The sequence below is a fragment of the Kitasatospora sp. NPDC058184 genome (assembly GCF_042883725.1).
Classification (GTDB): domain Bacteria; phylum Actinomycetota; class Actinomycetes; order Streptomycetales; family Streptomycetaceae; genus Kitasatospora.
Window position 1 is genome coordinate 24,051 of record NZ_JBHVVE010000006.1, and the last position, 22,370, is coordinate 46,420.

The following is a 22,370-nucleotide window of genomic DNA, read 5'->3' on the forward strand; positions in this document are numbered from 1 at the left end:
CGGGCGAGTGGTGCGGGTACTGGGCGTGGACCCGGGGCTGACCAGGTGCGGGGTCGGCGTGGTCGAGGGCGCGCCGGGCCGGCCGCTGCGGATGGCCGGGGTCGGCGTGGTGCGCACCCCCGCCGAGGCGGAGATCGGGGAGCGGCTACTCCAGGTCGAGCAGGGCATCGAGGCCTGGCTGGACGAGCACCGGCCCGACCTGGTGGCCGTCGAGCGGGTCTTCGCCCAGCACAACGTCCGCACCGTGATGGGCACCGCCCAGGCCAGCGCCGTCGCGATGCTCTGCGCCACCCGGCGCGGCATCCCCGTCACCCTGCACACCCCCAGCGAGGTCAAGGCCGCCGTCACCGGCTCCGGCCGGGCCGACAAGGCGCAGGTCACCGCCATGGTGCAGCGCCTGCTGCGGCTGGACGCGCCGCCCAAGCCCGCCGACGCCGCCGACGCGCTGGCGCTGGCCATCTGCCACATCTGGCGCGGCGGGGCGACCAACCGGCTGGAGGCCGCCGTCCGGGCCGCCCGCGCCACCTCCCGCTCCACTCCTCCGAAAGGCACCCTCCGATGATCGCCTTCGTGCAAGGGCCCGTGGCGGCCGTCTCCTCCGGGATCGCGGTGGTCGAGGTCGGCGGGGTCGGCATGGCCGTGCAGTGCACCCCGAACACCCTGGCCGGGCTGCGGCTGGGCGAGCCGGCCCGGCTGGCCACCTCGCTGGTGGTCCGGGAGGACTCGCTGACCCTGTTCGGCTTCGCGGACGACGACGAGCGCGCCGTGTTCGAGATCCTCCAGGCCGCGCCCGGCGTCGGCCCCAAGCTGGCGCAGGCGATCCTGGGCGTGCACAGCCCCGACGCGCTGCGCGCCGCGATCGCGGGCGGCGACGAGAAGGCGCTGGTCGCGGTGCCGGGCATCGGCAAGGCCAAGGCGGCCAAGCTGCTGCTGGAGTACAAGGACAAGCTCGGCGCCCCGCACGGGGCGGTGCCCGCGCAGAAGCCGGTCGCGAGCGGCCCGGCGCCGTGGAGCGAGCAGCTGCACTCCGCGCTGACCGGCCTCGGCTACGCCCCGCGCGAGGCGGACGAGGCGGTCGCGGCCGTCACCCCGGAGGCCGAGGCGCAGGCGGTGACGGACGTCGGCGCCCTGCTCAGGCTCGCCCTGCGCGGCCTCAACCGCGCCCGCTGACCAACTGACGATCTGTCCTTTTGTCGACACCGGAGACTCTGGAGCCCGCGACGATGTACGACCCGGAACCCACCGACCGGCTGGTCACGGCCGCCGCCGACGGTGAGGACCAGGCGGTGGAGGCGGCGCTGCGCCCCAAGCTCCTGGACGAGTTCATCGGCCAGGAGCGGGTGCGCGAGCAGCTGTCGCTGGTGCTCCAGGCCGCCCGCCAGCGCGGCAGCGCGCCCGACCACGTGCTGCTGAGCGGCCCGCCCGGGCTCGGCAAGACCACCCTGTCCATGATCATCGCCGCCGAGCTGGGCGCCCCGATCCGGATCACCTCCGGCCCGGCCATCCAGCACGCGGGGGACCTCGCGGCGATCCTCTCCTCGCTCACCGAGGGCGAGGTGCTCTTCCTCGACGAGATCCACCGGATGTCCCGGCCGGCCGAGGAGATGCTCTACATGGCGATGGAGGACTTCCGGGTCGACGTGATCGTCGGCAAGGGCCCGGGCGCCACCGCCATCCCGCTGGAGCTGCCGCCCTTCACCCTGGTCGGCGCCACCACCCGGGCCGGCCTGCTGCCGCCCCCGCTGCGCGACCGATTCGGCTTCACCGGGCACATGGAGTTCTACGCCCCGGCCGAGCTCCAGCGGGTGGTGCACCGCTCGGCCGCGCTGCTGGACGTGGAGATAGACCCGGCCGGCGCGGCCGAGATCGCCGGGCGCTCGCGCGGCACCCCGCGCATCGCCAACCGGCTGCTGCGCCGGGTCCGCGACTACGCCCAGGTCCGGCACGACGGCGTGGTCGACGCCGGGATCGCCGCCCAGGCGCTGGACGTCTACGAGGTGGACGCCCGCGGGCTGGACCGGCTGGACCGCGCGGTGCTGGACGCGCTGCTGCGGCTGTTCGGCGGCGGTCCGGTCGGTTTGTCGACACTGGCGGTCGCCGTGGGTGAGGAGTCGGAGACGGTCGAGGAGGTCGCCGAGCCCTTCCTGGTCCGCGAGGGCCTGCTCGCCCGCACCCCGCGCGGCCGGATCGCCACCGCGGCCGCCTGGCAGCACCTCGGCCTGACCCCGCCGGTCCAGACCACCCGCGGGCGTGTTCCGGCGCAGTCGGAGCTGTTCCCCGCCGACGAAAGTTGACCGCCATCGGCTGAACGGGTGAGTCGGGCCGGTCGGTTCCCGGCCGGTGCTCCCGTGGTGGCGCACGGGGGAGCCGGGAGTGGCGTCCGGGGAAACTGTGCAGGCGGAGGGTCGCCACTTTCGGCGGCATGATGCGATGCTTGGCGTTGTCCGATCGATTCGGGGTCGCCTAGACTCCGCCGGACCGCCCCTCTCACCTGACGGGCCGACCAATACCACACAGGCCGCCGGCCGGCGGCCCGTAAAGGACCCTGGCTGCAGTGAACCTCATCATCCTTCTCCTCCCGATCATCGCGATCGTGCTCATGTTCCGGTCGCAGAAGAAGCGCCAGTCGCAGATGCAGCAGATGCAGACGGCGCTGGAGCCGGGGGCCGGTGTGCGCACCATCGGCGGTCTGTACGCCCAGGTGAAGGCGGTCAACGACGAGACCGTCGAGCTGGAGATCGCGCCCGGCGTGGTCACCCACTTCACCAAGAGCGCCATCGCGGCCGTCCTGGACCCCCAGGAGTACGACGCGATCATCAACGGCCGCCCCGCCGATGACGAGCTGCCCGAGCCGGAGGCCGAGGAGGCCGACGCCGAGCCGGTCGAGGACAAGCCGCTGTCGCTCTCCAAGGACAGCGCCGAGAAGGGCGACGTCGAGGGCGGGGCTCCCGCGAGCAAGTAGTACGGACGGGCAACCCGCCCGGCCGCGCGGCACAGTGCCGCGAGCCCACAGGACCTCAGGGCCGCAGAACCGCCGGACCCCTGTCCCGCCACGAGCCGGACGGGGGTCCGGTCGGGGAAGTGGCATGGACAGGGAGAAACGAGCAAGGTGGCAACACCCAAGTCGCGCCCGCGCGACGGCTACCCAGGGCGGGCGCTGGCCCTCATCCTGGTCGTCACCGTCGGACTGGTCGCCCTCATGTTCGGGACGGGCACCACCAAGCCCCGGCTCGGGATCGATCTCGCCGGTGGCACCAGCATCACGCTGACCGCGAAGTCGACCGACCCCAAGGCGATCACCAAGTCCAACATGGACATCGCCACCGGGATCATCGAGCGCCGCGTCAACGGTATGGGTGTCTCCGAGGCGGAGGTCCAGACCCAGGGCGACAACACGATCATCGTGAACATCCCCAAGGGCGGGAACCAGCAGAACGCGGCGGACCAGGTGGGTACCACCGCCAAGCTGTTCTTCCGTCCGGTCCTGGCCGTGGCGCCCAGCGGCGTCACCGCCCCGGCTCCCACGGGCACCCCGTCCGCCGCCGCCACCGGCACCCCGGGCGCGACCCCGCCCGCCGCCACGGCCGGCACCCCGTCCCCGGGCGCGAGCGCCACCAAGCAGGGCCGCCCCGAGAGCGAGGCGCTGGCCGCCGAGGGCGCCAGCCCGACCGCCGCGGCCACCGGCGCGAGCACCGCGCCCACCGCCCCCGCCACCGGCGCCCCGAGCGCCGCGGCCACCCCGCCGAGCGCCGCCGACCTCAGCGCCGCGATGACCCAGGGCACCGTGCCGCCGGAGCTGAGCGCCGCGTTCGCCGCCCTCGACTGCTCCAAGCCCGAGGTCCGCACCGCCCAGACCGGCCCCGACGACAAGGCCGTCGTCGCCTGCTCGCAGAAGCCCGAGAACGGCTACTACGAGAAGCTCGCCCTCGGCCCCGTCGCCGTGAAGGGCTCGGACGTCTCCAAGGCGCAGCCGACCCTCGACACCCAGACGGGTGCCGGCTGGCAGGTCCAGCTGCAGTTCAACGGCAACGGCACCGACGACTTCACCAAGGTCACCGGCCAGCTCGCCACCCAGGCCCCGCCGAACAACCAGTTCGCGATCGTCCTGGACAACCAGGTCGTCTCGCACCCCGAGGTCAAGAACGCGATCCCCGGCGGCAGCGCCGTGATCACCGGCCGCTTCACCCAGGCCGAGGCGCAGGACCTGTCCAACGTGCTCGGCTACGGCGCCCTGCCGCTGGAGTTCGTCAAGAGCGACATCACCACCGTCTCCCCGGCGCTCGGCAGTGACCAGCTCAAGGCCGGCCTGGTGGCCGGCGCGATCGGCATGCTGCTGGTGGTCGCCTACTCGCTGGTCTACTACCGCGGCCTCGGCCTGGTCTCGATCGCCGGTCTGCTCGTCTCGGCGGCCCTGACCTACTCGATCATGAGCCTGCTCGGCAACGCGATCGGCTTCGCGCTGAACCTGCCGGCGGTCTGCGGTGCGATCGTCGCGATCGGTATCACCGCCGACTCCTTCATCGTGTACTTCGAGCGCATCCGCGACGAGGTCCGCGAGGGCGCCCCGCTGCGCCCGGCGGTCCAGCGGGCCTGGCCGCGCGCCCGGCGCACCATCCTGGTCTCGGACTTCGTGTCCTTCCTCTGTGCCGCCGTCCTCTACGTGGTCTCGGTCGGCAAGGTCCAGGGCTTCGCCTTCACCCTGGGTCTGACCACCGCGCTCGACGTCGTGGTGATCTTCCTCTTCACCAAGCCGCTGATCACGCTGCTGGCCCGCCGCAAGTTCTTCCTGAACGGCCACCCGTGGTCCGGCCTGGACCCGAAGCGACTGGGCGCCCGCCCGCCGCTTCGCAGCAGCCGTCGCCGTAACCCCTCCTCTGCCGCCGTGAAGGAGGCCTGACACCGTGTCACGCTTCTCCAACCTGGGCCACCGGCTCTACCAGGGCGAGGTCAGCTTCGACTTCGTCGGTCGCCGCAAGCTCTGGTACTCCATCTCCGGCGTGATCGTGCTGGTCGCGGCGATCGGCCTGGCCATGGGTCTGCACCTGGGCATCGAGTTCAAGGGCGGCTCGGTCTACACCGTGGCCAAGCCCGGCCTGACGGTCTCCCAGGCGCAGGAAACCGCCGACGGGGTCGTCTCCTCGCACCCGCTGGTGCAGTCGACCGACAACGGCAAGATCCGCATCCAGGTCAGCACCGAGGAGCCGAAGAGCTCCGACGAGATCCGCTCCGAGCTCTCCCAGAAGCTCGGCGTGCCGCTGGACACCGTCGAGGCCCAGGTGATCGGCCCCAGCTGGGGCAAGCAGATCTCCCAGAAGGCGCTCACCGGCCTGGTCGTCTTCATGGTCCTGGTGACGGTCTACCTGGCGATCGCCTTCGAGTGGCGGATGGCGCTGGCCGCGCTGGTCGCCCTCATCCACGACCTCCTGATCACCATCGGCGTGTACGCCCTGGTGGGCTTCGAGGTCACCCCGGGTACGGTGATCGGCTTCCTGACGATCCTCGGTTACTCCCTCTACGACACGGTCGTCGTCTTCGACACCGTGAAGGAGAACACCAAGGGGATCACCAAGCAGAACAAGCTCACCTACAGCGAGGCCGCCAACGCGGGCCTCAACCAGACCCTGGTGCGCTCGCTCAACACCACCGTGGTGGCGCTGCTTCCGGTCGCCGCGCTGCTGTTCATCGGCGGCGGCTTCCTGGGCGCCGGCACCCTGAACGACATCTCGCTCGCGCTGTTCATCGGTCTCGCGGCCGGTGCCTACTCCTCGATCTGCGTCGCCACCCCGCTGCTGGCGCAGCTCAAGGAGGAGCAGCCGGAGATGAAGGCGCTGCGCAAGCGGGTCCTCCAGCACCGGGCCTCGGCCGCCGCCAAGGCGGAGGCCGGGGACGCCGTCACGGCGGACGGGGAGCCGGACGACGAGGAGCAGCCTGCGGGTATGGTCGGACAGCGTGGCCGCTCGGCCGGCACCCGTGCCAAGGGCCGTCCGTCCACCAAGCGCTGAACCCGACCACGAACCCGAGGAACCCACCGTGACCACCGCCGACACCGCACTGGCCGAGCTGCTGAACAGCCGGATCCGGGACGTCCCGGACTACCCGAAGCCGGGTGTGCTGTTCAAGGACATCGCGCCGCTGCTCGCCGACGCCGAGGCCTTCGGCGCCCTCACCCGGGCGCTGGCGGACCGGGCCGCGGAGCTCGGTGCGACCAAGGTCGTGGGCCTGGAGGCGCGCGGCTTCGTGCTGGCGGCCCCGGCGGCCTTCGCGGCCGGGCTCGGCTTCGTGCCGATCCGCAAGCAGGGCAAGCTGCCCGGCGAGGTGTTCCGGCGCTCGTACGAGCTGGAGTACGGCTCGGCGACGCTGGAGGTGCAGTGCGACGCCTTCACGCCCGGTGAGCGGGTGCTGGTGGTGGACGACGTGCTGGCCACCGGTGGCACCATCGGCGCCTCGCTGGACCTGGTGAAGGAGGCCGGGGCCGAGCTGGCGGGCGTCGTGGTGCTGATGGAGCTGGGCTTCCTGGACGGCCGCGAGCGGCTGGCCGGGCACCTGGGCGGCGCTCCGCTGGAGACGCTGGTCACGGTCTGAGGGACTCGTCGGGAGGACGGCGGTCGGGACATCCGACCGCCGTCCTTCCGTTTCCTGGCCCGGCCGGATGAACACCCCGGCGCCCGGCTCGGTACCATGAAGATTCATCCCCTCCCGGTTGTCCCGGACCGTTCGGGCCTCGGCAGGGGTCGGCCCCGGTGCCCCGAGGAGTAGTCCTTGCCCGACGAGGTTGTGCCCACGGCCGAAGCGGCCACCCCCGAAAACCGTCCCACGCCCTCGGGGGCCACCCCGGCACGCCCGGCGCCGACCTCCTCGCGTTCGCTCGGCCCCTCCGGCCGCGGTTCCACCGGCGGCATGCGGGCCCGGCTGGCCCGCCTGGGCGGCCAGCGCTCCAGCGTGCTCAACCCCGTCCTGGAACCGCTGTTCCGCTCGATCCGGGCCAACGACCCCAAGGCCGACCCGGCTCTGCTGCGCGACATCGAGAAGGCGTACGCGGTGGCCGAGAAGTGGCACCGCGGGCAGAAGCGCAAGAGCGGCGACCCGTACATCACCCACCCGCTGGCCGTCGCGACGATCCTGGCCGAGCTCGGCATGGACGCCCCGACGCTGATGGCCGGGCTGCTGCACGACACCGTCGAGGACACCGACTACGGCCTGGAGACCCTGCGCAAGGACTTCGGCGACTCGGTGGCCCTGCTGGTGGACGGCGTCACCAAGCTGGACCGGGTCAAGTTCGGCGAGGCCGCGCAGGCCGAGACCGTCCGCAAGATGGTCGTGGCGATGGCCAAGGACCCGCGGGTCCTGGTGATCAAGCTGGCCGACCGCCTGCACAACATGCGCACGATGCGCTACCTCAAGCGGGAGAAGCAGGAGAAGAAGGCCCGCGAGACGCTGGAGATCTACGCCCCGCTGGCGCACCGGCTGGGCATGAACACCATCAAGTGGGAGCTGGAGGACCTCGCCTTCGCGATCCTCTACCCCAAGATGTACGACGAGATCGTCCGGCTGGTCGCCGAGCGCGCCCCCAAGCGGGACGAGTACCTGGCGACCGTCATCGACCAGGTCCAGGGGGACCTGCGGGGCGCCCGGATCACCGCCTCCGTCACCGGCCGGCCGAAGCACTACTACTCGGTCTACCAGAAGATGATCGTCCGGGGCCGGGACTTCGCCGAGATCTACGACCTGGTGGGCATCCGGGTCCTGGTCGACACCGTCCGCGACTGCTACGCGGCGCTGGGCACCATCCACGCGCGGTGGAACCCGGTGCCGGGGCGGTTCAAGGACTACATCGCGATGCCCAAGTTCAACATGTACCAGTCGCTGCACACCACGGTGATCGGCCCTGGGGGCAAGCCGGTCGAGCTGCAGATCCGCACCTTCGACATGCACCGGCGGGCCGAGTACGGCATCGCCGCGCACTGGAAGTACAAGCAGCGCGCGGTGGCCGGGGCCTCCAAGGTCCGCACCGACACCCCGACCCAGGTCCGCAAGGACGACAAGGCCGGCGCCGTCAACGAGATGGCCTGGCTGCGGCAGCTGCTGGACTGGCAGAAGGAGACCGCCGACCCGGGCGAGTTCCTGGAGTCGCTCCGCTTCGACCTGGCCAGCAACGAGGTCTTCGTCTTCACCCCCAAGGGCGACGTGATAGCCCTGCCGGCCGGGGCGACCCCGGTCGACTTCGCCTTCGCGGTGCACACCGAGGTCGGCTACCGGACGATAGGCGCCCGGGTCAACGGGCGGCTGGTGCCGCTGGAGTCGACCCTGGAGAACGGCGACACCGTCGAGGTGTTCACCTCCAAGGCGGAGAACGCCGGCCCGTCCCGGGACTGGCTGGGCTTCGTCAAGTCGCCGCGCGCCCGCAACAAGATCCGCGCCTGGTTCTCCAAGGAGCGCCGCGAGGAGGCGATCGAGCACGGCAAGGAGGCGATCGTCCGGGCGATGCGCAAGCAGGGCCTGCCGATCCAGCGGATCCTGACCGGCGACTCGCTGGTCACCCTGGCCCACGAGATGCGCTACCCCGACATCTCCTCGCTCTACGCCGCGATCGGCGAGGGCCACGTCGCCGCGCCGAACATCGTGCAGAAGCTGGTCCAGGCGCTCGGCGGCGAGGAGGGCGCGACCGAGGACCTGGCGGAGACCGCCACCCCGACCCACGACAACCGGCGCGCGGTGCGCCGCCGGGCCAAGGGCGACCCGGGCGTGATCGTCAAGGGCGTCGAGGACGTCTGGGTCAAGCTCTCCCGCTGCTGCACCCCGGTGCCGGGCGACCCGATCGTCGGCTTCGTGACCCGCGGCAACGGCGTCTCGGTGCACCGCGCCGACTGCGTCAACGTGGAGGCGCTGAACCAGCAGCCGGAGCGCATGATCGACGTCGAGTGGGCGGCCACCCAGTCCTCGGTCTTCCTGGTGGCCATCCAGGTCGAGGCGCTGGACCGCTCCCGGCTGCTCTCGGACGTCACCCGGGTGCTCTCCGACCAGCACGTCAACATCCTGTCGGCGGCGGTGCAGACCTCCCGGGACCGGGTGGCGATGAGCCGCTTCACCTTCGAGATGGGCGACCCGAAGCACCTGGGCCACGTGCTCAAGGCGGTGCGCGGCGTCGAGGGCGTGTACGACGTCTACCGCGTCACCTCCGCCCGCAAGTAGCGGCGGCCCCCGCCGGCAGCACGGCGGGGGGAACGCGGAAGGCCCCCGGGAACGGTCCCGGGGGCCTTCGCCGTCCAGCGTGCCGGGGCGATCAGCCGCTGAACTCCTCCTGGCTCTTGTGCGCCTGGTCCAGCAGGGTCCGCACGCCGTCCAGCTCGGACTCCAGCTTGGCGATCCTGGAGGCGTTGCCGGCCGCGCGGGCCTTGTCCAGGTCGGCCTGGATCTTGTCGGCCTTCGCCTGGAACAGGCCCACCATGCCGGCCGCGCGGGCCTTGGCCTCCGGGTTGGAGCGCGACCACTCGGCCTCCTCGGCCTCGCGGATCGCCCGCTCGACCGCGTTCAGCCGGCCGTCCAGCTTCGGACGGACCTCGCGCGGCACGTGCCCGATCGCCTCCCACCGCTCGTTGACCTCGCGCAGCGCGGCCTTGGCGGCCTTGAGGTCGGTGATCGGCAGGATCGTCTCGGCCTCGGCGGCCAGCGCCTCCTTGAGCTTCTGGTTCTCCACCTGCTCGGCGTCCCGCTCGCTGAACACCGCGGAGCGGGCCTGGAAGAAGACGTCCTGGGCGCCGCGGAACCGCGCCCACAGCTCGTCCTCGATGTCCCGCTGGGCCCGGCCGGCGGCCTTCCAGCGCGCCATCAGGTCGCGGTAGGCGGCCGCGGTGCTGCCCCAGTCCGTGGACGAGGACAGCGCCTCGGCCTCGGACACCAGCGCCTCCTTGGTCTGCCGGGCCTTCTCGCGCTCGGCGTCCAGGGTGGCGAAGTGCGCCTTGCGGTGCTTGGAGAAGACCGAGCGGGCGTGCGAGAAGCGGTGCCACAGCTCGTCGTCGCTCTTGCGGTCCAGCCGCGGCAGGCCCTTCCAGGTGTCCACCAGGGCGCGCAGCCGGTCCCCGGCCTCCCGCCACTGGGTGGACTCGGCGAGCTGCTCGGCCTCGGTGACCAGGGCCTCCTTGGCCGCACGGGCCTCGTCCTGGGCCTTGGCGCGGGCGGCCTTGCGCTCCTCGCGCCGGCTCTCGATCTCGCCGGTGAGCGTGTCCAGCCGCTTGGCCAGACCCTCCAGGTCGCCGACCGCGTGCCCCTCGACCACCTGGGCGCGCAGGTGCTCCAGCGCGGCCAGGGCGTCCTTGGCGGCCAGGTCGGTGGTCCGCACCCGCTTCTCCAGCAGGCCGATCTCCACCTCGATGCCCTGGTACTTGCGCTCGAAGTAGGCGAGGGCCTCCTCGGGCGAGCCGGCCTGCCAGGAACCGACGACTCGTTCGCCGTCGGCCGTCCTGACGTAGACCGTGCCCTGCTCGTCCACACGGCCCCACGGGTCGCTGCTCATAGCGCGTCCTCCACATGACGTCGCGCCCGCGCCGGGGCGGCGCGCGTCCGTCGTCCACAGTTGATGTGCGACGGACCGAAAGAGTCCGCCGTCCCCGTCCGCCGTGCCTTGCTGCCGAGGGTGACGGCTAGGCGGGTCCGGGCACCCTATACAACGCCAACATAGGCGACCAGGCCCGGTGCTGTCCGCATCCGGGCCGGGCGATTTCGGTCCGGGGCCGTGCGGGGGCGGCGCGCAGGCCACCCGCCGACGACCCCGGAGTCGGTCAACCCTTCGCCACCGTAACGGAGTTGAAGGTGACGTCGGCCATCGGGTGGCCGTCCGACGAGCCCTCCAGGGTGCCCGCGGCGGCGATCTTCTGCACCACGTCCAGGCCGCCGGTGACCTTGCCGAAGGGGGTGTAGTTCGGGGGCAGCTTGGTGTCCTTGTAGACCAGGAAGAACTGGCTGCCGTTGGTGCCCGGACCGGAGTTGGCCATCGCCACGGTGCCGGCCGGGTAGGTCGCGCCGGTCAGGTTCTCGTCCGCGAACTTGTAGCCGGGGCCGCCGGAGCCGCCCGGGACGGTCGCGCTGGCGGTCGGGTCGCCGCACTGCAGCACGAAGATGCCGTCGGTGGTGAGGCGGTGGCACTTGGTGTGGTCGAAGTACTGCTCACCGGCCAGGAAGGCGAAGGAGTTCACGGTGTGCGGGGCCTTGGCCGCGTCCAGCGCGATCGTCACCTTGCCGCAGTTGCTGTCCAGCGTCATGGCGTACGAGCCGCCCGCGTCGATCGTCATGGCCGGCTCGGCCTGCCACTGCTTGCCGTTGGGCGCGCCCGGAGCCGGGGCGGCGCAGCCCTCGACCGGCTTGCGGGTCGGGGCGGACGGCTCCTCGGTACCGGTCGGCGCGGCCTGGGCGCTGTTCGAGGCCTTCTTGTCGCCCTTGTCGTCCGAGCTGAACGCGCCGGTGGCGATCAGGGTGCCACCGCCGGCCAGGACCACGACGGCGAGCGAGGCGCCCAGGATCGTGTTGCGCCGCCTGCGCGCGGCCTGGGCCTCGACCCGGCGCTCCAACTGGCGCTCGTACTTCTCTCGGGCGAGCTGCCGCCGCCGCTGTTCGCTGCTGACCACCGGCCGTGTCTCCTACGGATGTGCGGGAAAAGTGGATGGATTCCGGAGCGGATCATCGCATCCCTCGGCGGCCAAGTGTAGGGACCGGGCCTGTAAGAACCCGGTGAACCTGCCGGGCCGCGGCGCCCCGCCGCCCGTATCTGGTTCGCAACCGGACCCGCGGCGCCGGTAGGCTGCACCTGAATCACCACTGGTGGCATCACCACTGGCAGCCGCCGCAGCCGACCGCCACACACCCGAAGGACGCGCGTGTTCATCGCCGGATTCCCCGCTGGAGCCTGGGGCACCAACTGCTACCTGGTCGCTCCGGCGGCCGGCGAGGAGTGCGTCATCGTCGATCCCGGCCACCAGGCGGCCCGCGGCGTCGAGGAGATGGTCCGCGAGCACCGGCTGAAGCCCGTCGCCGTGCTGCTCACCCACGGCCACATCGACCACGTGGCCTCGGTGGTCCCGGTCTGCGGCGCCCGCGGCGTCCCGGCCTGGATCCACCCCGAGGACCGGTACATGATGTCCGACCCGGAGAAGGCGCTCGGCCGCTCCCTGGGCACCCAGCTGATGGGCGAGCTCACCGTCGGCGAGCCCGACGACGTGCGCGAGCTCACCGACGGCGGCGTGCTGGAGCTGGCCGGCCTGAAGCTCACCGTGGACCACGCCCCGGGCCATACCGGGGGGTCGGTGACCTTCCGGACGCCCGGTGCCGAGGACCTCCCCCCGGTGCTGTTCTCGGGCGACCTGCTGTTCGCCGGCTCCATCGGGCGTACCGACCTCCCGGGCGGGGACAGCGAGGCGATCATGAACTCGCTGGCCCGGGTGTGCCTGCCCCTCGACGACTCCACCGTGGTCCTCTCCGGCCACGGCGGTCAGACCACCATCGGCCGCGAGCGCGCCACCAACCCCTACCTCCGACAGGCAGCAGGGGCGGCAGGCGCCCCGGCTTTCCCGCGACGAGGAATGTGACGGAAGAGAAGTTGAGCACCTTCACCGCCCCCAAGGGCACCTACGACCTGCTGCCCCCCAGCTCCGCGACCTTCCTGGCGATCCGCGAGCGCATCGCCGCGCCCGCCCGCCGGGCCGGTTACGGCTACGTCGAGACCCCGGTCTTCGAGGACGTGAAGCTGTTCTCCCGCGGTGTCGGCGAGTCCACCGACATCGTCTCCAAGGAGATGTACACCCTCACCACCAAGGGCGGCGACGAGCTCGCGCTGCGCCCCGAGGGCACCGCCTCGGTGCTGCGCGCCGCGCTCCAGGCCAACCTCCACAAGCAGGGCAACCTGCCGGTCAAGCTCTGGTACTCGGGCTCGTACTACCGCTACGAGCGCGCCCAGAAGGGCCGCTACCGCCAGTTCTCCCAGGTCGGCGCCGAGGCGATCGGGGCCGAGGACCCGGCGCTGGACGCCGAGCTGATCATCCTGGCCGACGACGCCTTCCGCTCGCTGGGGCTGAGCGACTACTCGCTGCTGCTCAACAGCCTCGGCGACAAGCAGTGCCGCCCGGTCTACCGTGCCGCGCTGATCGACTTCCTCTCCGGCCTGGACCTGGACGAGGAGACCCGCCGCCGCGCCGAGATCAACCCGCTGCGCGTCCTCGACGACAAGCGCGAGTCGGTGCAGGCCCAGCTGGTCGGCGCCCCGATGCTGCGCGACTACCTGTGCGAGGCCTGCAAGGCGTACGACGAGAAGGTCCGCGAGCTGCTCACCGCGGCGGGCGTGGCCTTCGTGGACGACCCCAAGCTGGTGCGCGGCCTGGACTACTACACCCGCACCACCTTCGAGTTCGTGCACAACGGCCTCGGCGCCCAGTCCGCGATCGGCGGCGGCGGCCGCTACGACGGCCTGTCCGAGATGATCGGCGGCCCGGCGCTGCCGTCCGTCGGCTGGGCGCTCGGCGTGGACCGCACCTACCTCGCGCTGGAGGCCGAGGGCGTCGCCCTCGACCTGCCGGCGGCCACCTCCGTCTACGCCGTCGCGCTCGGCGAGGAGGCCAAGAACACCCTGTTCGCCAAGGTGGTCGAGCTGCGCCGGGCCGGCGTGGCCACCGACCTCGCCTTCGGCGTCAAGAGCATCAAGAACGCCATGAAGTCCGCCGACCGGTCCGGCGCCCGCTTCGCCCTGATCGCCGGGGACCGGGACCTCGCCGAGGGCGTCGTCCAGCTCAAGGACATGAGCACCGGCGAACAGACCCCCGTCGCCCTCGACGCACTCGTCACCACCCTGAAGGAGAAGCAGCTGTGATCCGCACGCACGACGCGGGCACGCTCCGCCCGGAGCACGCAGGCACCACCGTCACCCTGGCCGGCTGGGTCGCCCGCCGCCGCGACCACGGCGGCGTCGCCTTCATCGACCTGCGCGACGCCTCCGGCACCGTGCAGATCGTGGTCCGCGACCTCGACTCGGTACACGGCCTGCGCGCCGAGTACTGCGTCAAGGTCGTCGGCGACGTCCGGGTCCGCCCCGAGGGCAACGAGAACCCCGACATCCCGACCGGCGCCGTCGAGGTCGTCGTCAGCGCGATCGAGGTGCTCTCCGAGGCCGCCCCGCTGCCCTTCCCGGTCGCCGAGTACGAGCCGGGCACGGTCAACGAGGAGGTCCGGCTGCGCTACCGCTACCTGGACCTGCGCCGCGAGGGCCCGGCCAAGGGCCTGCGCCTGCGCTCCAAGGTCAACAACATCATCCGCCGGGTGATGGAGGAGAACGACTACCTCGACATCGAGACGCCGTACCTCACCCGCTCCACCCCCGAGGGCGCCCGCGACTTCCTCGTCCCGGTCCGCCTCCAGCCCGGCCACTGGTACGCCCTGCCGCAGTCGCCCCAGCTGTTCAAGCAGCTGCTGATGGTGGCCGGCATGGAGCGCTACTACCAGATCGCCCGCTGCTTCCGCGACGAGGACTTCCGCGCCGACCGGCAGCCGGAGTTCACCCAGCTGGACATCGAGGCCTCGTTCGTCGACCAGGAGGACGTCCTGGCCCTCGGCGAGAAGATCGTCGGCTCCATCTGGCGCGAGGTGCACGGGTACGAGATCCCGAACCCGCTGCCCCGGATGACCTACGCGGACGCCATGGGCCGCTACGGCTCGGACAAGCCGGACGTCCGCTTCGGCCAGGAACTCACCGACCTGACCGAGTACTTCAAGGGCACCGAGTTCCGCGTCTTCCAGGCCCCGTACGTCGGCGCCGTGGTCATGCCCGGCGGCGCCTCGCAGCCGCGCAAGCAGCTGGACGCCTGGCAGGACTGGGCCAAGGCGCGCGGCGCCAAGGGCCTGGCCTACGTGCTCATCGACGCCGAGACCGGCGAGCTGCGCGGCCCGGTCGCCAAGAACCTCTCCGCGGAGCACCTGGCCGGCCTCGCCGCCGCCGCGGGCGCCAAGAACGGCGACGCGGTCTTCTTCGCGGCCGGCAAGGAGCGCGCCTCCCAGGAGCTGCTCGGCGCCGCCCGTCTGGAGATCGGCCGCCGCTGCGAGCTGATCGACGAGTCCCAGTGGGCCTTCCTCTGGGTCGTCGACTTCCCGATGTTCGAGCCGATCGAGGACGACAAGGGCCAGTTCCAGGGCTGGCACGCGGTGCACCACCCGTTCACCGCCCCGACCGCGGAGTCGCTGGCCACCTTCGACACCGACCCGGGCTCGGCGCTCTCCAACGCCTACGACCTGGTCCTCAACGGCTCGGAGCTGGGCGGCGGTTCGATCCGTATCCACCAGCGCGACGTGCAGAAGCGGGCGTTCGACGCGATCGGCCTCTCCGAGGAGGAGGCGGCCTCGCAGTTCGGATTCCTGCTGGACGCCTTCAACTACGGCCCGCCGCCGCACGGCGGTGTCGCCTTCGGCCTGGACCGCATCGTCACCCTGCTGGGCGGGTACGACACCATCCGGGACGTCATCGCCTTCCCGAAGACGTCCACCGGCGGCGACCCGCTGACCGGCGCCCCGACCCCGATCACCCCGGCGCAGCGCCGCGAGGCCGGCGTGGACGCCAAGCCGAAGGTCCGCGAGGACGCAAAGGGCGAGGCCCAGCCCCAGTCCTGACACCGCGTCATCCGCTAACCTGCAACGGCCCCGGACGGCTCACCCGCCGTCCGGGGCCGGTCCACAACGGTGTGTGACACAGGGAGGGTTGACTCTTGCAGGTGACCACAAGAATCGAATGTCCGGAGGACGCCCCGGCGACCAGACGCGTCCACATGGCCGCGTTCCCCGGCCCGGACGAGGCGGACCTGGTGGACGCGCTGCGCCGCGATCCCGCCTGGCTGCCCGGGCTGTCCGTGGTGGCGGTCGACGGGGCCGGGCTGGTGATCGGCCACGCGCTGCTCACCCGGCTGCTCGTCGGCGACGGCAAGGCGCTGGCGCTCGGGCCGGTCGCGGTGGCGCCCGAGTGGCAGCGCCGGGGCGTCGGCGAGCTGGTCGTCCGGGCCGCGCTGGCGGCGGCCGAGGACGCGGGCGAGAAGCTCGTGGTCGTCCTCGGTGACCCGGAGTACTACGCGCGGTTCGGCTTCGCGCCGGCCGGGCGGCACGAGGTCACCGGCCCGTTCGAGGTGCCGGAGGCGTACTTCCAGGTGCTGCCGCTGCCGTCGTACGACGGCACCCCGCGCGGGCTCTGCCGCTACCCCGAGCCCTTCGTCGCCGTCTGACCTCTCTCCCGGCACCTCTCCCCAGGGCCGGTCCACGAGACCGGCCCCGGTTGCCACGCCCCCCGCCGACCTGCGGAACCGGCCGTGGGCGCCTACGGTGAGTGCTGATCAGCATTCAGCCGGACGGAGGAACCGAGGGTGGCCGAGCAGCAGCGGACCGGGAAACCGGAGCGACTGGCCAGGAAGCCGTACGAGCGGGAGCTGCTGCGCCTCCAGGAGGAGCTGGTGAAGCTCCAGGAGTGGGTGCGCGTCGAGGGCGCCCGGCTGGTGGTGGTCTTCGAGGGGCGCGACGCCGCGGGCAAGGGCGGGGCGATCAAGCGGGTGACGGAGTACCTCAACCCCCGCATCGCCCGGGTCGCGGCGCTGCCCACACCGACCGAGCGGCAGAAGACCCAGTGGTACTTCCAGCGGTACGTCGAGCACCTGCCGGCCGCCGGGGAGATCGTCCTGTTCGACCGCAGCTGGTACAACCGCGCGGGCGTCGAGCGGGTGATGGGCTTCTGCACCGACGAGGAGTACTGGCAGTTCCTGCACCAGTGCCCGACCTTCGAGCGGATGCTCACCGAGTCGGGCGTCCTGCTGCGCAAGTACTGGTTCTCGGTGAGCGACACCGAGCAGCAGCGGCGCTTCCGGGACCGGCTGGAGGACCCGATGAAGCGCTGGAAGCTCTCCCCGATGGACGTCGAGTCGATCACCCGCTGGGAGGACTACTCGCGGGCCAAGGACGAGATGTTCATCCACACCGACACCCCGGACTCGCCCTGGCACGTGGTGGAGAGCGACGACAAGCGCCGGGCCCGGATCAACATGATCGCCCACCTGCTGTCCACCGTGCCGTACCACGAGATCAGGGAGCCGCGGGTGCAGCTGCCGCCCCGCCCCGCCTCGCGCGGCTACGAGCGGCCGCCGCGGGACCTCCAGAAGTACGTCCCGGACCACGCCGCCGGGCTGGAGTAGGACGGGCCGCGCGCAGCTCTTGGCGGGCTGTCCGAGCCCTCGCATAGGCTTCCGGTGTGGACGAACCGGACCTCTTCACCGCCGCCGCCGAGGAACGCCAGACCAGGGAGCCCGGCCGGGCGCCCCTGGCCGTACGGATGCGTCCGCGCACCCTGGACGAGGTGGCCGGGCAGCGGCAGCTGCTGAAGCCCGGCTCGCCGCTGCGCCGCCTGGTCGGGAGTTCGCGCGGCCCGGCGGCGACCAGCTCGGTGATCCTCTGGGGCCCTCCCGGCACCGGCAAGACCACCCTGGCGCACGTGATCAGCCAGGCGGTCGAGGGCCGCTTCGTGGAGCTGTCCGCGATCACCGCCGGGGTCAAGGAGGTCCGGGCGGTGATCGACGGCGCCCGGCGGGCGGTCGGGATGTCCGGCCGGGAGACGGTGCTCTTCCTGGACGAGATCCACCGCTTCTCCAAGGCCCAGCAGGACTCGCTGCTGCCCGCCGTGGAGAACCGCTGGGTCACCCTGATCGCGGCGACGACGGAGAACCCGTACTTCTCGGTGATCTCCCCGCTGCTGTCCCGCTCGCTGCTGCTCACCCTGGAGTCGCTGACCGACGAGGACATCCGGGCGCTGCTGCGCCGCGCGGTGGCCGACGAGCGCGGGCTGGAGGGCGCGCTGGAGCTGACCGCGGAGGCCGAGGACCACCTGGTGCGCCTGGCCGGCGGGGACGCCCGGCGGGCGCTCACCACGCTGGAGGCGGCGGCCGGGGCGGCGCTGGAGAAGGGCGAGCCGAGCATCACGCTGGCCACCACCGAGACGGCGGTCAACCAGGCGGCGGTGCGCTACGACAAGGACGGCGACCAGCACTACGACGTGGCGAGCGCGCTGATCAAGTCGATCCGCGGCAGCGACGTGGACGCCACCCTGCACTACCTGGCCCGGATGATCGAGGCGGGGGAGGACCCGCGGTTCATCGCCCGCCGGCTGATGATCTCGGCCAGCGAGGACGTCGGCCTGGCCGACCCGACGGCCCTGCAGACGGCGGTGGCGGCGGCCCAGGCGGTGGCCCTGATCGGCTTCCCGGAGGCCCGGATCATCCTCTCCCAGGCGGCCATCGCGCTGGCCCTGGCGCCCAAGTCCAACGCCGCCTACCTGGCGATCGACGCGGCGCTGGCGGACGTCCGGCAGGGCCTGGCGGGCGCCGTCCCATCCCACCTGCGGGACGCGCACTACGGCGGCGCGGGCAAGCTCGGCCACGGCAAGGGCTACCGCTACCCGCACGACCTGCCGGAGGGCATCGCCGCCCAGCAGTACGCGCCGGACGCGGTGCACGGCCGGGAGTACTACCAGCCGACCAGGCGCGGCGGCGAGGCCCGGTACGCGGAGGTCGTGGAGTGGACGCGCGGGCGGCTGCGCGGGGAGCGCAGGGTGGAGAAGAAGGCCGAGCAGAAGCCCGAGCAGAAGCCGCGGAAGGCGGCGGCGGGGGCCGAGGAGCAGCCCGGGGAAAAGGGCGAGTGATCCACCGGTATACTCGATCGGAGTGCCATGTCCCGGGACGGCGGCGGGGGAGACCCCACCGACCGGCCGCACCAGCGGGACACCGGCCGTAGGCCCCCTCGAGGGGCCCGCACCAGGAGCGTCGCGCACCGTTTCGGTGTCGCGGACGGGCCCGGATTCCGGGCCGGTCCGTGTGACCAGCACTTCCGTGCCCGGCTCCGGAGAGCGGCTGACCGCATCGCCTCGGCGATGGGTTGTCTCCGGGTCGCGAGATGCGACCTCCGTCAACACCTGGTGAAGCCGTATTCGTAAGCAAGGAAGGTTTGGTTCATGGCGAACCAGAAGCGTCCCAAGGTCAAGATCGCGCGTGCGCTCGGCGTGCCGCTGACCCCGAAGTCCGTCAAGTACTTCGAGGCCCGCCCGTACCCGCCCGGCCAGCACGGCCGTGGCCGCAAGCAGAACTCGGACTACAAGGTCCGTCTGCTCGAGAAGCAGCGTCTGCGCGCCCAGTACGACCTGAGCGAGAAGCAGATGGCGCGCGCGTTCGACCGCGCGAAGAAGGCCGAGGGCAAGACCGGTGAGGCGCTCGTCGCCGACCTGGAGACCCGTCTGGACTCCCTGGTCCTGCGTTCGGGCATCGCCCGCACCATCTACCAGGCCCGCCAGATGGTCGTCCACGGCCACATCGAGGTCAACGGCGGCAAGGTCAACAAGCCGTCGTTCCAGATGAAGCCGGGCTTCGTGGTCACCGTCCGCGAGCGCTCCAAGGAGAAGGTCCCCTTCCAGGTCGCCCGTGAGGGTGGCTACGCGGGTGAGGGCCAGACCCCGAAGTACCTCGAGGTCAACCTGAAGGCCCTGGCCTTCCGCCTGGACCGTGCGCCGCAGCGCAAGGAGGTCCCGGTGATCTGTGACGAGCAGCTGGTCGTCGAGTACTACTCGCGCTGACCCGGTTCCGCTCTTCGCGACACCACGAGCGAGCCCCCGCCGCCTTTCGAGGCGACGGGGGCTCGCCCCTTTTCCGCTGTTCCCGCGGTTCCTCCCGCTGCCGTCAGATGCTCTCGCCGGCCATCGCGGCGGCCAGCCGCAGGTGCGGGCGGGCCTCCTCGGCGCGGCCCTGGCGCTCCAGGGTGCGGCCGAGCATCAGCCGGGCGTAGTCCTCGGCCGGGTCGGCCTCCAGGATCCGCAGCAGCTCGGCCTCGGCGCGCCGCAGCTGGGCCGAGTGGAAGTAGCTGCGGGCCAGCAGCATCCGGACCGAGAGGTTGGTCGGCTCCTCGGCCAGGACGCCTTCGAGCATGCGGGCCGCGTCGGTGTACGCCTTGGAATCGAAGTAGAACTTCGCCATGCGGTACTCGTTGGCGGCGTTGTGGACGGCCATGGTGCTCCTTCCGAGCAGTTCCTTGCCTCCTCAAGCAATCGGCAAGTTTCAACTATTCCGCACCGCCGAGGGCGCCGGCGCGGGCGGCACCGCGCGGGGATCCGGCACCGGCTCCGCGCCCTCCGCCGCGCCCCCGCCGCCGAGCGCCCGGGCGACCGCCGCGTCCAGGTCCAGCAGGGTGCCGGCCTCGTAGCACTCCTCGTACTCCTGGGCGCTCAGCCCGGCCAGGGCCCGCTCCGCGCACTCCTGGTGCGGGCCGAAGAAGTTCCGCGAGCCCAGGAACGGGTTGCCGACCGCGCGCCAGATCCGGTGCGCGGCCCCCTGGAGCACCCGCGCCTCGCGCAGGTCGCCCGGCTCGCCCGGGCGGCTCGGCTCGGTCTCCAGCAGCGCCAGCAGGTCGATGCCCAGCACGATGCCGAGCAGGTCGCGGAAGAGGTGGTTCAGCCGCACGCACTCCCGGGCCAGCATCCGGGCGGGCTGGACGGCGCCGTCCAGCCAGTGCGAGTACGCCATCGCGTAGAGCACGTACCCGTAGGCCCACTGCTCGCCGTGCTCCTCGCACAGCTCGCGGGCCTGGCCGAACCAGAGCTCGCCGCTGTCCAGGTCGCCCTGGAACAGGTAGGCCAGGCCCAGCTCCAGCATGGCCATCACCACGTTGCTGTTGAGCTCGCCGATGGTCCGGTAGTGCCAGAGCGCCTCCTCGAACAGCTCGGCGGCCCGGTCGGGGTCGTCGCCGACCAGGGCGACGCAGCCCTGGCGGTGGACGGCGTGGGCCAGGGCCCGGTCGTCGCCGGTGTTCAGGGCCTGGCGGCGGCACTCCTCCAGCGCCGGGCGGGCGAAGCCGAGGTCGCCCTGGAGGGTGGCCGTGTAGCCGGTCACCCAGAGCGCCTTGGCCCGGGCCTCGGTGGGCTCGCGGTCCAGGGCGAGCGCCCGGTCCAGCCAGTGCCGCCCCTCGCCGAGGTGGCCGCAGCCGATCCAGTAGAACCAGAGGGTGCCGGCCAGCAGCAGGGCGATCTGCTCCTCGCCGGGCTCGGCGAGGCAGAACTCCAGCGCCGCGCGGAGGTTGCCGTGGGCCAGCTGGGTGCGCTCGGCGGTCTCCGCCTGCCGGGGGCCGAACCACTCGACCTCGCCCCAGGTGGCGACGCCCAGGTACCAGTCCCGGTGGCGGCGCAGCAGCCGCGGCTCCTCGCCGGCGGCCCGCAGCCACTGGCCGCCGTACTCGCGCAGGGTGTCCAGCAGCCGGAAGCGCACGCCGAAGGCGCTGTCCTCGCGCAGCACCACGGACTTGGCGACCAGCTCGTCGAGCAGGTCGAGCACCTCTTCGGCCTCGATGCCCTCGCCGGCGCAGACGTACTCGGCGGCCTCCAGGTCGAAACCGCCGGCGAAGACCGACAGGCGGGCCCAGAGTAAACGTTCCTGCACGGTGCAGAGCTCATGGCTCCAGCCGATCGTCGTGCGCAGCGCCCGGTGCCGGGGCAGAGCCGTCCGGGAGCCGCCGGTGAGCAGCCGGAAGCGGTCGTCCAGCCGGGCGGTGACCTGCTCCACCGACAGCGCGCGCAGCCGGCCGGCGGCCAGCTCCACGGCCAGCGGGATGCCGTCCAGCCGGCGGCAGAGCAGCGCGACCGCCTCCGCGTTGTCCGCCGTCACCTCGAAGGACGGCAGCACCGCCCGGGCCCGGTCGGCGAACAGCCGCACCGCGTCCGGCAGCGCGCCCGACCGCGCCGGGTCGACGGGCGCCGGGCCGACCGGCAGCGGAGCGAGGGTCAGCAGGTGCTCGCCCGAGGCCCGCAGCGCGGTGCGGCTGGTGGTCAGCAGCCTCAGCTCGGGCAGCGCCCGCAGCAGCGCGTCGGCCAGCTCGGCGCAGGCCTCCACCAGGTGCTCGCAGCCGTCCAGCACCAGCAGCAGGCGCCGGCCGTCCAGCCGGTCGGTCAGGACGTCCAGCGGCGGACGGGCGCCGCCGTCGGTGAGCCGCAGCGCCTCCAGGACGGCGTGGCCGAGCAGCAACCGGTCCTGTACGGGGGCCACGTCCACCAGCCAGGTGCCGTCCGGGAACGCGTCGGCCGCCCGGGCCGCCGCGCGCAGGGCCAGCCGGCTCTTGCCCACGCCGCCGGGCCCGGTGACCGTCACCAGCCGGGCCGTGGCCAGCAGGCCGGCCAGCTCGGCCAGCTCGCCCCGCCGCCCGACGAAGCCGGTCAGCTCGGCCGGCAGCCGGCCGGGCTCCGGCTCGGGCGGCCCCGCCTCGGGCCCCGCGGGCTCCGCTCTCCAGTCCCCGGCCAAGGGCTGCTCCCCGTGCTCCAGGCCGGACCGTCGCGGTCCGGACGT

The 22,370-nt window shown here is 72.4% G+C and carries 19 protein-coding genes; 15 read left to right on the top strand and 4 right to left on the bottom strand.

Translation table 11 applies throughout. From position 1 onward, the window contains the following. Window positions 1–10: 10 nt before the first annotated feature. From ruvC to ACFVXH_RS13270, 8 genes are all read left to right on the top strand, one after another. Window positions 11–562 (top strand): crossover junction endodeoxyribonuclease RuvC, encoded by a 552-nt coding sequence (ruvC, locus tag ACFVXH_RS13235; RefSeq protein ID WP_387823560.1) that lies wholly within the window; start codon window positions 11–13, stop codon window positions 560–562. Continuing rightward, window positions 559–1,170 (top strand): Holliday junction branch migration protein RuvA, encoded by a 612-nt coding sequence (gene ruvA / locus ACFVXH_RS13240; RefSeq protein ID WP_074002376.1) that lies wholly within the window; start codon window positions 559–561, stop codon window positions 1,168–1,170. Before ruvC ends, ruvA begins: the two co-directional genes overlap by 4 nt. Window positions 1,171–1,223: 53 nt before the next feature. Further along, window positions 1,224–2,294: a Holliday junction branch migration DNA helicase RuvB gene (gene ruvB, locus ACFVXH_RS13245; RefSeq protein ID WP_049651426.1), complete on the top strand. Its 1,071-nt coding sequence runs from the start codon at window positions 1,224–1,226 to the stop codon at window positions 2,292–2,294. A gap of 260 nt (window positions 2,295–2,554) precedes the next feature. After that, window positions 2,555–2,962 carry a preprotein translocase subunit YajC gene (gene yajC, locus ACFVXH_RS13250; RefSeq protein ID WP_053112055.1) on the top strand — a complete coding sequence of 136 codons (408 nt, stop codon included), beginning with the start codon at window positions 2,555–2,557 and terminating at the stop codon, window positions 2,960–2,962. A 147-nt stretch (window positions 2,963–3,109) separates the two neighbouring features. Beyond that, window positions 3,110–4,897, top strand: a complete 1,788-nt coding sequence (gene secD / locus ACFVXH_RS13255) for a protein translocase subunit SecD (RefSeq protein ID WP_380781165.1) — start codon at window positions 3,110–3,112, stop codon at window positions 4,895–4,897. 4 nt (window positions 4,898–4,901) lie between these two features. Then, window positions 4,902–6,002, top strand: a complete 1,101-nt coding sequence (gene secF / locus ACFVXH_RS13260) for a protein translocase subunit SecF (RefSeq protein WP_049651823.1) — start codon at window positions 4,902–4,904, stop codon at window positions 6,000–6,002. 28 nt (window positions 6,003–6,030) lie between these two features. After that, window positions 6,031–6,582 carry an adenine phosphoribosyltransferase gene (locus ACFVXH_RS13265; RefSeq protein ID WP_049651822.1) on the top strand — a complete coding sequence of 184 codons (552 nt, stop codon included), beginning with the start codon at window positions 6,031–6,033 and terminating at the stop codon, window positions 6,580–6,582. Window positions 6,583–6,759: 177 nt separating this feature from the next. Then, entirely contained in the window at window positions 6,760–9,189 is a 2,430-nt protein-coding gene (locus ACFVXH_RS13270; RefSeq protein WP_181970527.1) for a bifunctional (p)ppGpp synthetase/guanosine-3',5'-bis(diphosphate) 3'-pyrophosphohydrolase, read from the top strand. A 91-nt stretch (window positions 9,190–9,280) separates the two neighbouring features. On the opposite strand, the gene ACFVXH_RS13275 is transcribed toward ACFVXH_RS13270, so the two are convergent. Both ACFVXH_RS13275 and ACFVXH_RS13280 read right to left on the bottom strand, forming a co-directional pair. After that, window positions 9,281–10,510, bottom strand: a complete 1,230-nt coding sequence (locus tag ACFVXH_RS13275) for a DUF349 domain-containing protein (RefSeq protein ID WP_049651821.1) — start codon at window positions 10,508–10,510, stop codon at window positions 9,281–9,283. A 265-nt stretch (window positions 10,511–10,775) separates the two neighbouring features. Continuing rightward, the gene (locus ACFVXH_RS13280) at window positions 10,776–11,618 is read right to left on the bottom strand and encodes a peptidylprolyl isomerase (protein ID WP_049651820.1); all 843 of its coding nucleotides are present in this window, start codon (window positions 11,616–11,618) and stop codon (window positions 10,776–10,778) included. Window positions 11,619–11,867: 249 nt separating this feature from the next. On the opposite strand from ACFVXH_RS13280, the gene ACFVXH_RS13285 reads away from it, so the two are divergent. The 7 genes from ACFVXH_RS13285 (at window position 11,868) to rpsD (ending at window position 19,618) form a co-directional block, all read left to right on the top strand. After that, window positions 11,868–12,575 (top strand): MBL fold metallo-hydrolase, encoded by a 708-nt coding sequence (locus ACFVXH_RS13285; protein WP_049651819.1) that lies wholly within the window; start codon window positions 11,868–11,870, stop codon window positions 12,573–12,575. Window positions 12,576–12,586: 11 nt separating this feature from the next. After that, complete coding sequence (gene hisS, locus ACFVXH_RS13290) at window positions 12,587–13,849, top strand: histidine--tRNA ligase (RefSeq protein ID WP_049651818.1); 1,263 nt, start codon at window positions 12,587–12,589, stop codon at window positions 13,847–13,849. Continuing rightward, a complete protein-coding gene (gene aspS, locus ACFVXH_RS13295; protein ID WP_049651817.1) occupies window positions 13,846–15,636 on the top strand; it encodes an aspartate--tRNA ligase in 1,791 nt (596 codons plus the stop codon). The genes hisS and aspS overlap by 4 nt, the downstream gene beginning before the upstream one ends. Before the next feature lie 101 nt (window positions 15,637–15,737). Further along, window positions 15,738–16,238, top strand: a complete 501-nt coding sequence (locus tag ACFVXH_RS13300) for a GNAT family N-acetyltransferase (RefSeq protein WP_259316510.1) — start codon at window positions 15,738–15,740, stop codon at window positions 16,236–16,238. A 138-nt stretch (window positions 16,239–16,376) separates the two neighbouring features. Next, the gene (gene ppk2, locus ACFVXH_RS13305; protein WP_049651815.1) at window positions 16,377–17,195 is read left to right on the top strand and encodes a polyphosphate kinase 2; all 819 of its coding nucleotides are present in this window, start codon (window positions 16,377–16,379) and stop codon (window positions 17,193–17,195) included. 56 nt (window positions 17,196–17,251) lie between these two features. Continuing rightward, complete coding sequence (locus ACFVXH_RS13310) at window positions 17,252–18,694, top strand: replication-associated recombination protein A (protein WP_234348384.1); 1,443 nt, start codon at window positions 17,252–17,254, stop codon at window positions 18,692–18,694. A 309-nt stretch (window positions 18,695–19,003) separates the two neighbouring features. After that, window positions 19,004–19,618, top strand: coding sequence for a 30S ribosomal protein S4 (gene rpsD, locus ACFVXH_RS13315; RefSeq protein ID WP_030240707.1), 615 nt, complete (start codon window positions 19,004–19,006; stop codon window positions 19,616–19,618). Window positions 19,619–19,721: 103 nt separating this feature from the next. Here rpsD and ACFVXH_RS13320 read toward each other — a convergent pair whose 3' ends face one another. Both ACFVXH_RS13320 and ACFVXH_RS13325 read right to left on the bottom strand, forming a co-directional pair. Beyond that, window positions 19,722–20,048, bottom strand: coding sequence for a tetratricopeptide repeat protein (locus ACFVXH_RS13320; RefSeq protein WP_049651814.1), 327 nt, complete (start codon window positions 20,046–20,048; stop codon window positions 19,722–19,724). A gap of 48 nt (window positions 20,049–20,096) precedes the next feature. Then, on the bottom strand, window positions 20,097–22,325 hold the full coding sequence (locus ACFVXH_RS13325; protein WP_387822940.1) for an ATP-binding protein: 2,229 nt from the start codon (window positions 22,323–22,325) through the stop codon (window positions 20,097–20,099). Window positions 22,326–22,370: the final 45 nt, after the last annotated feature.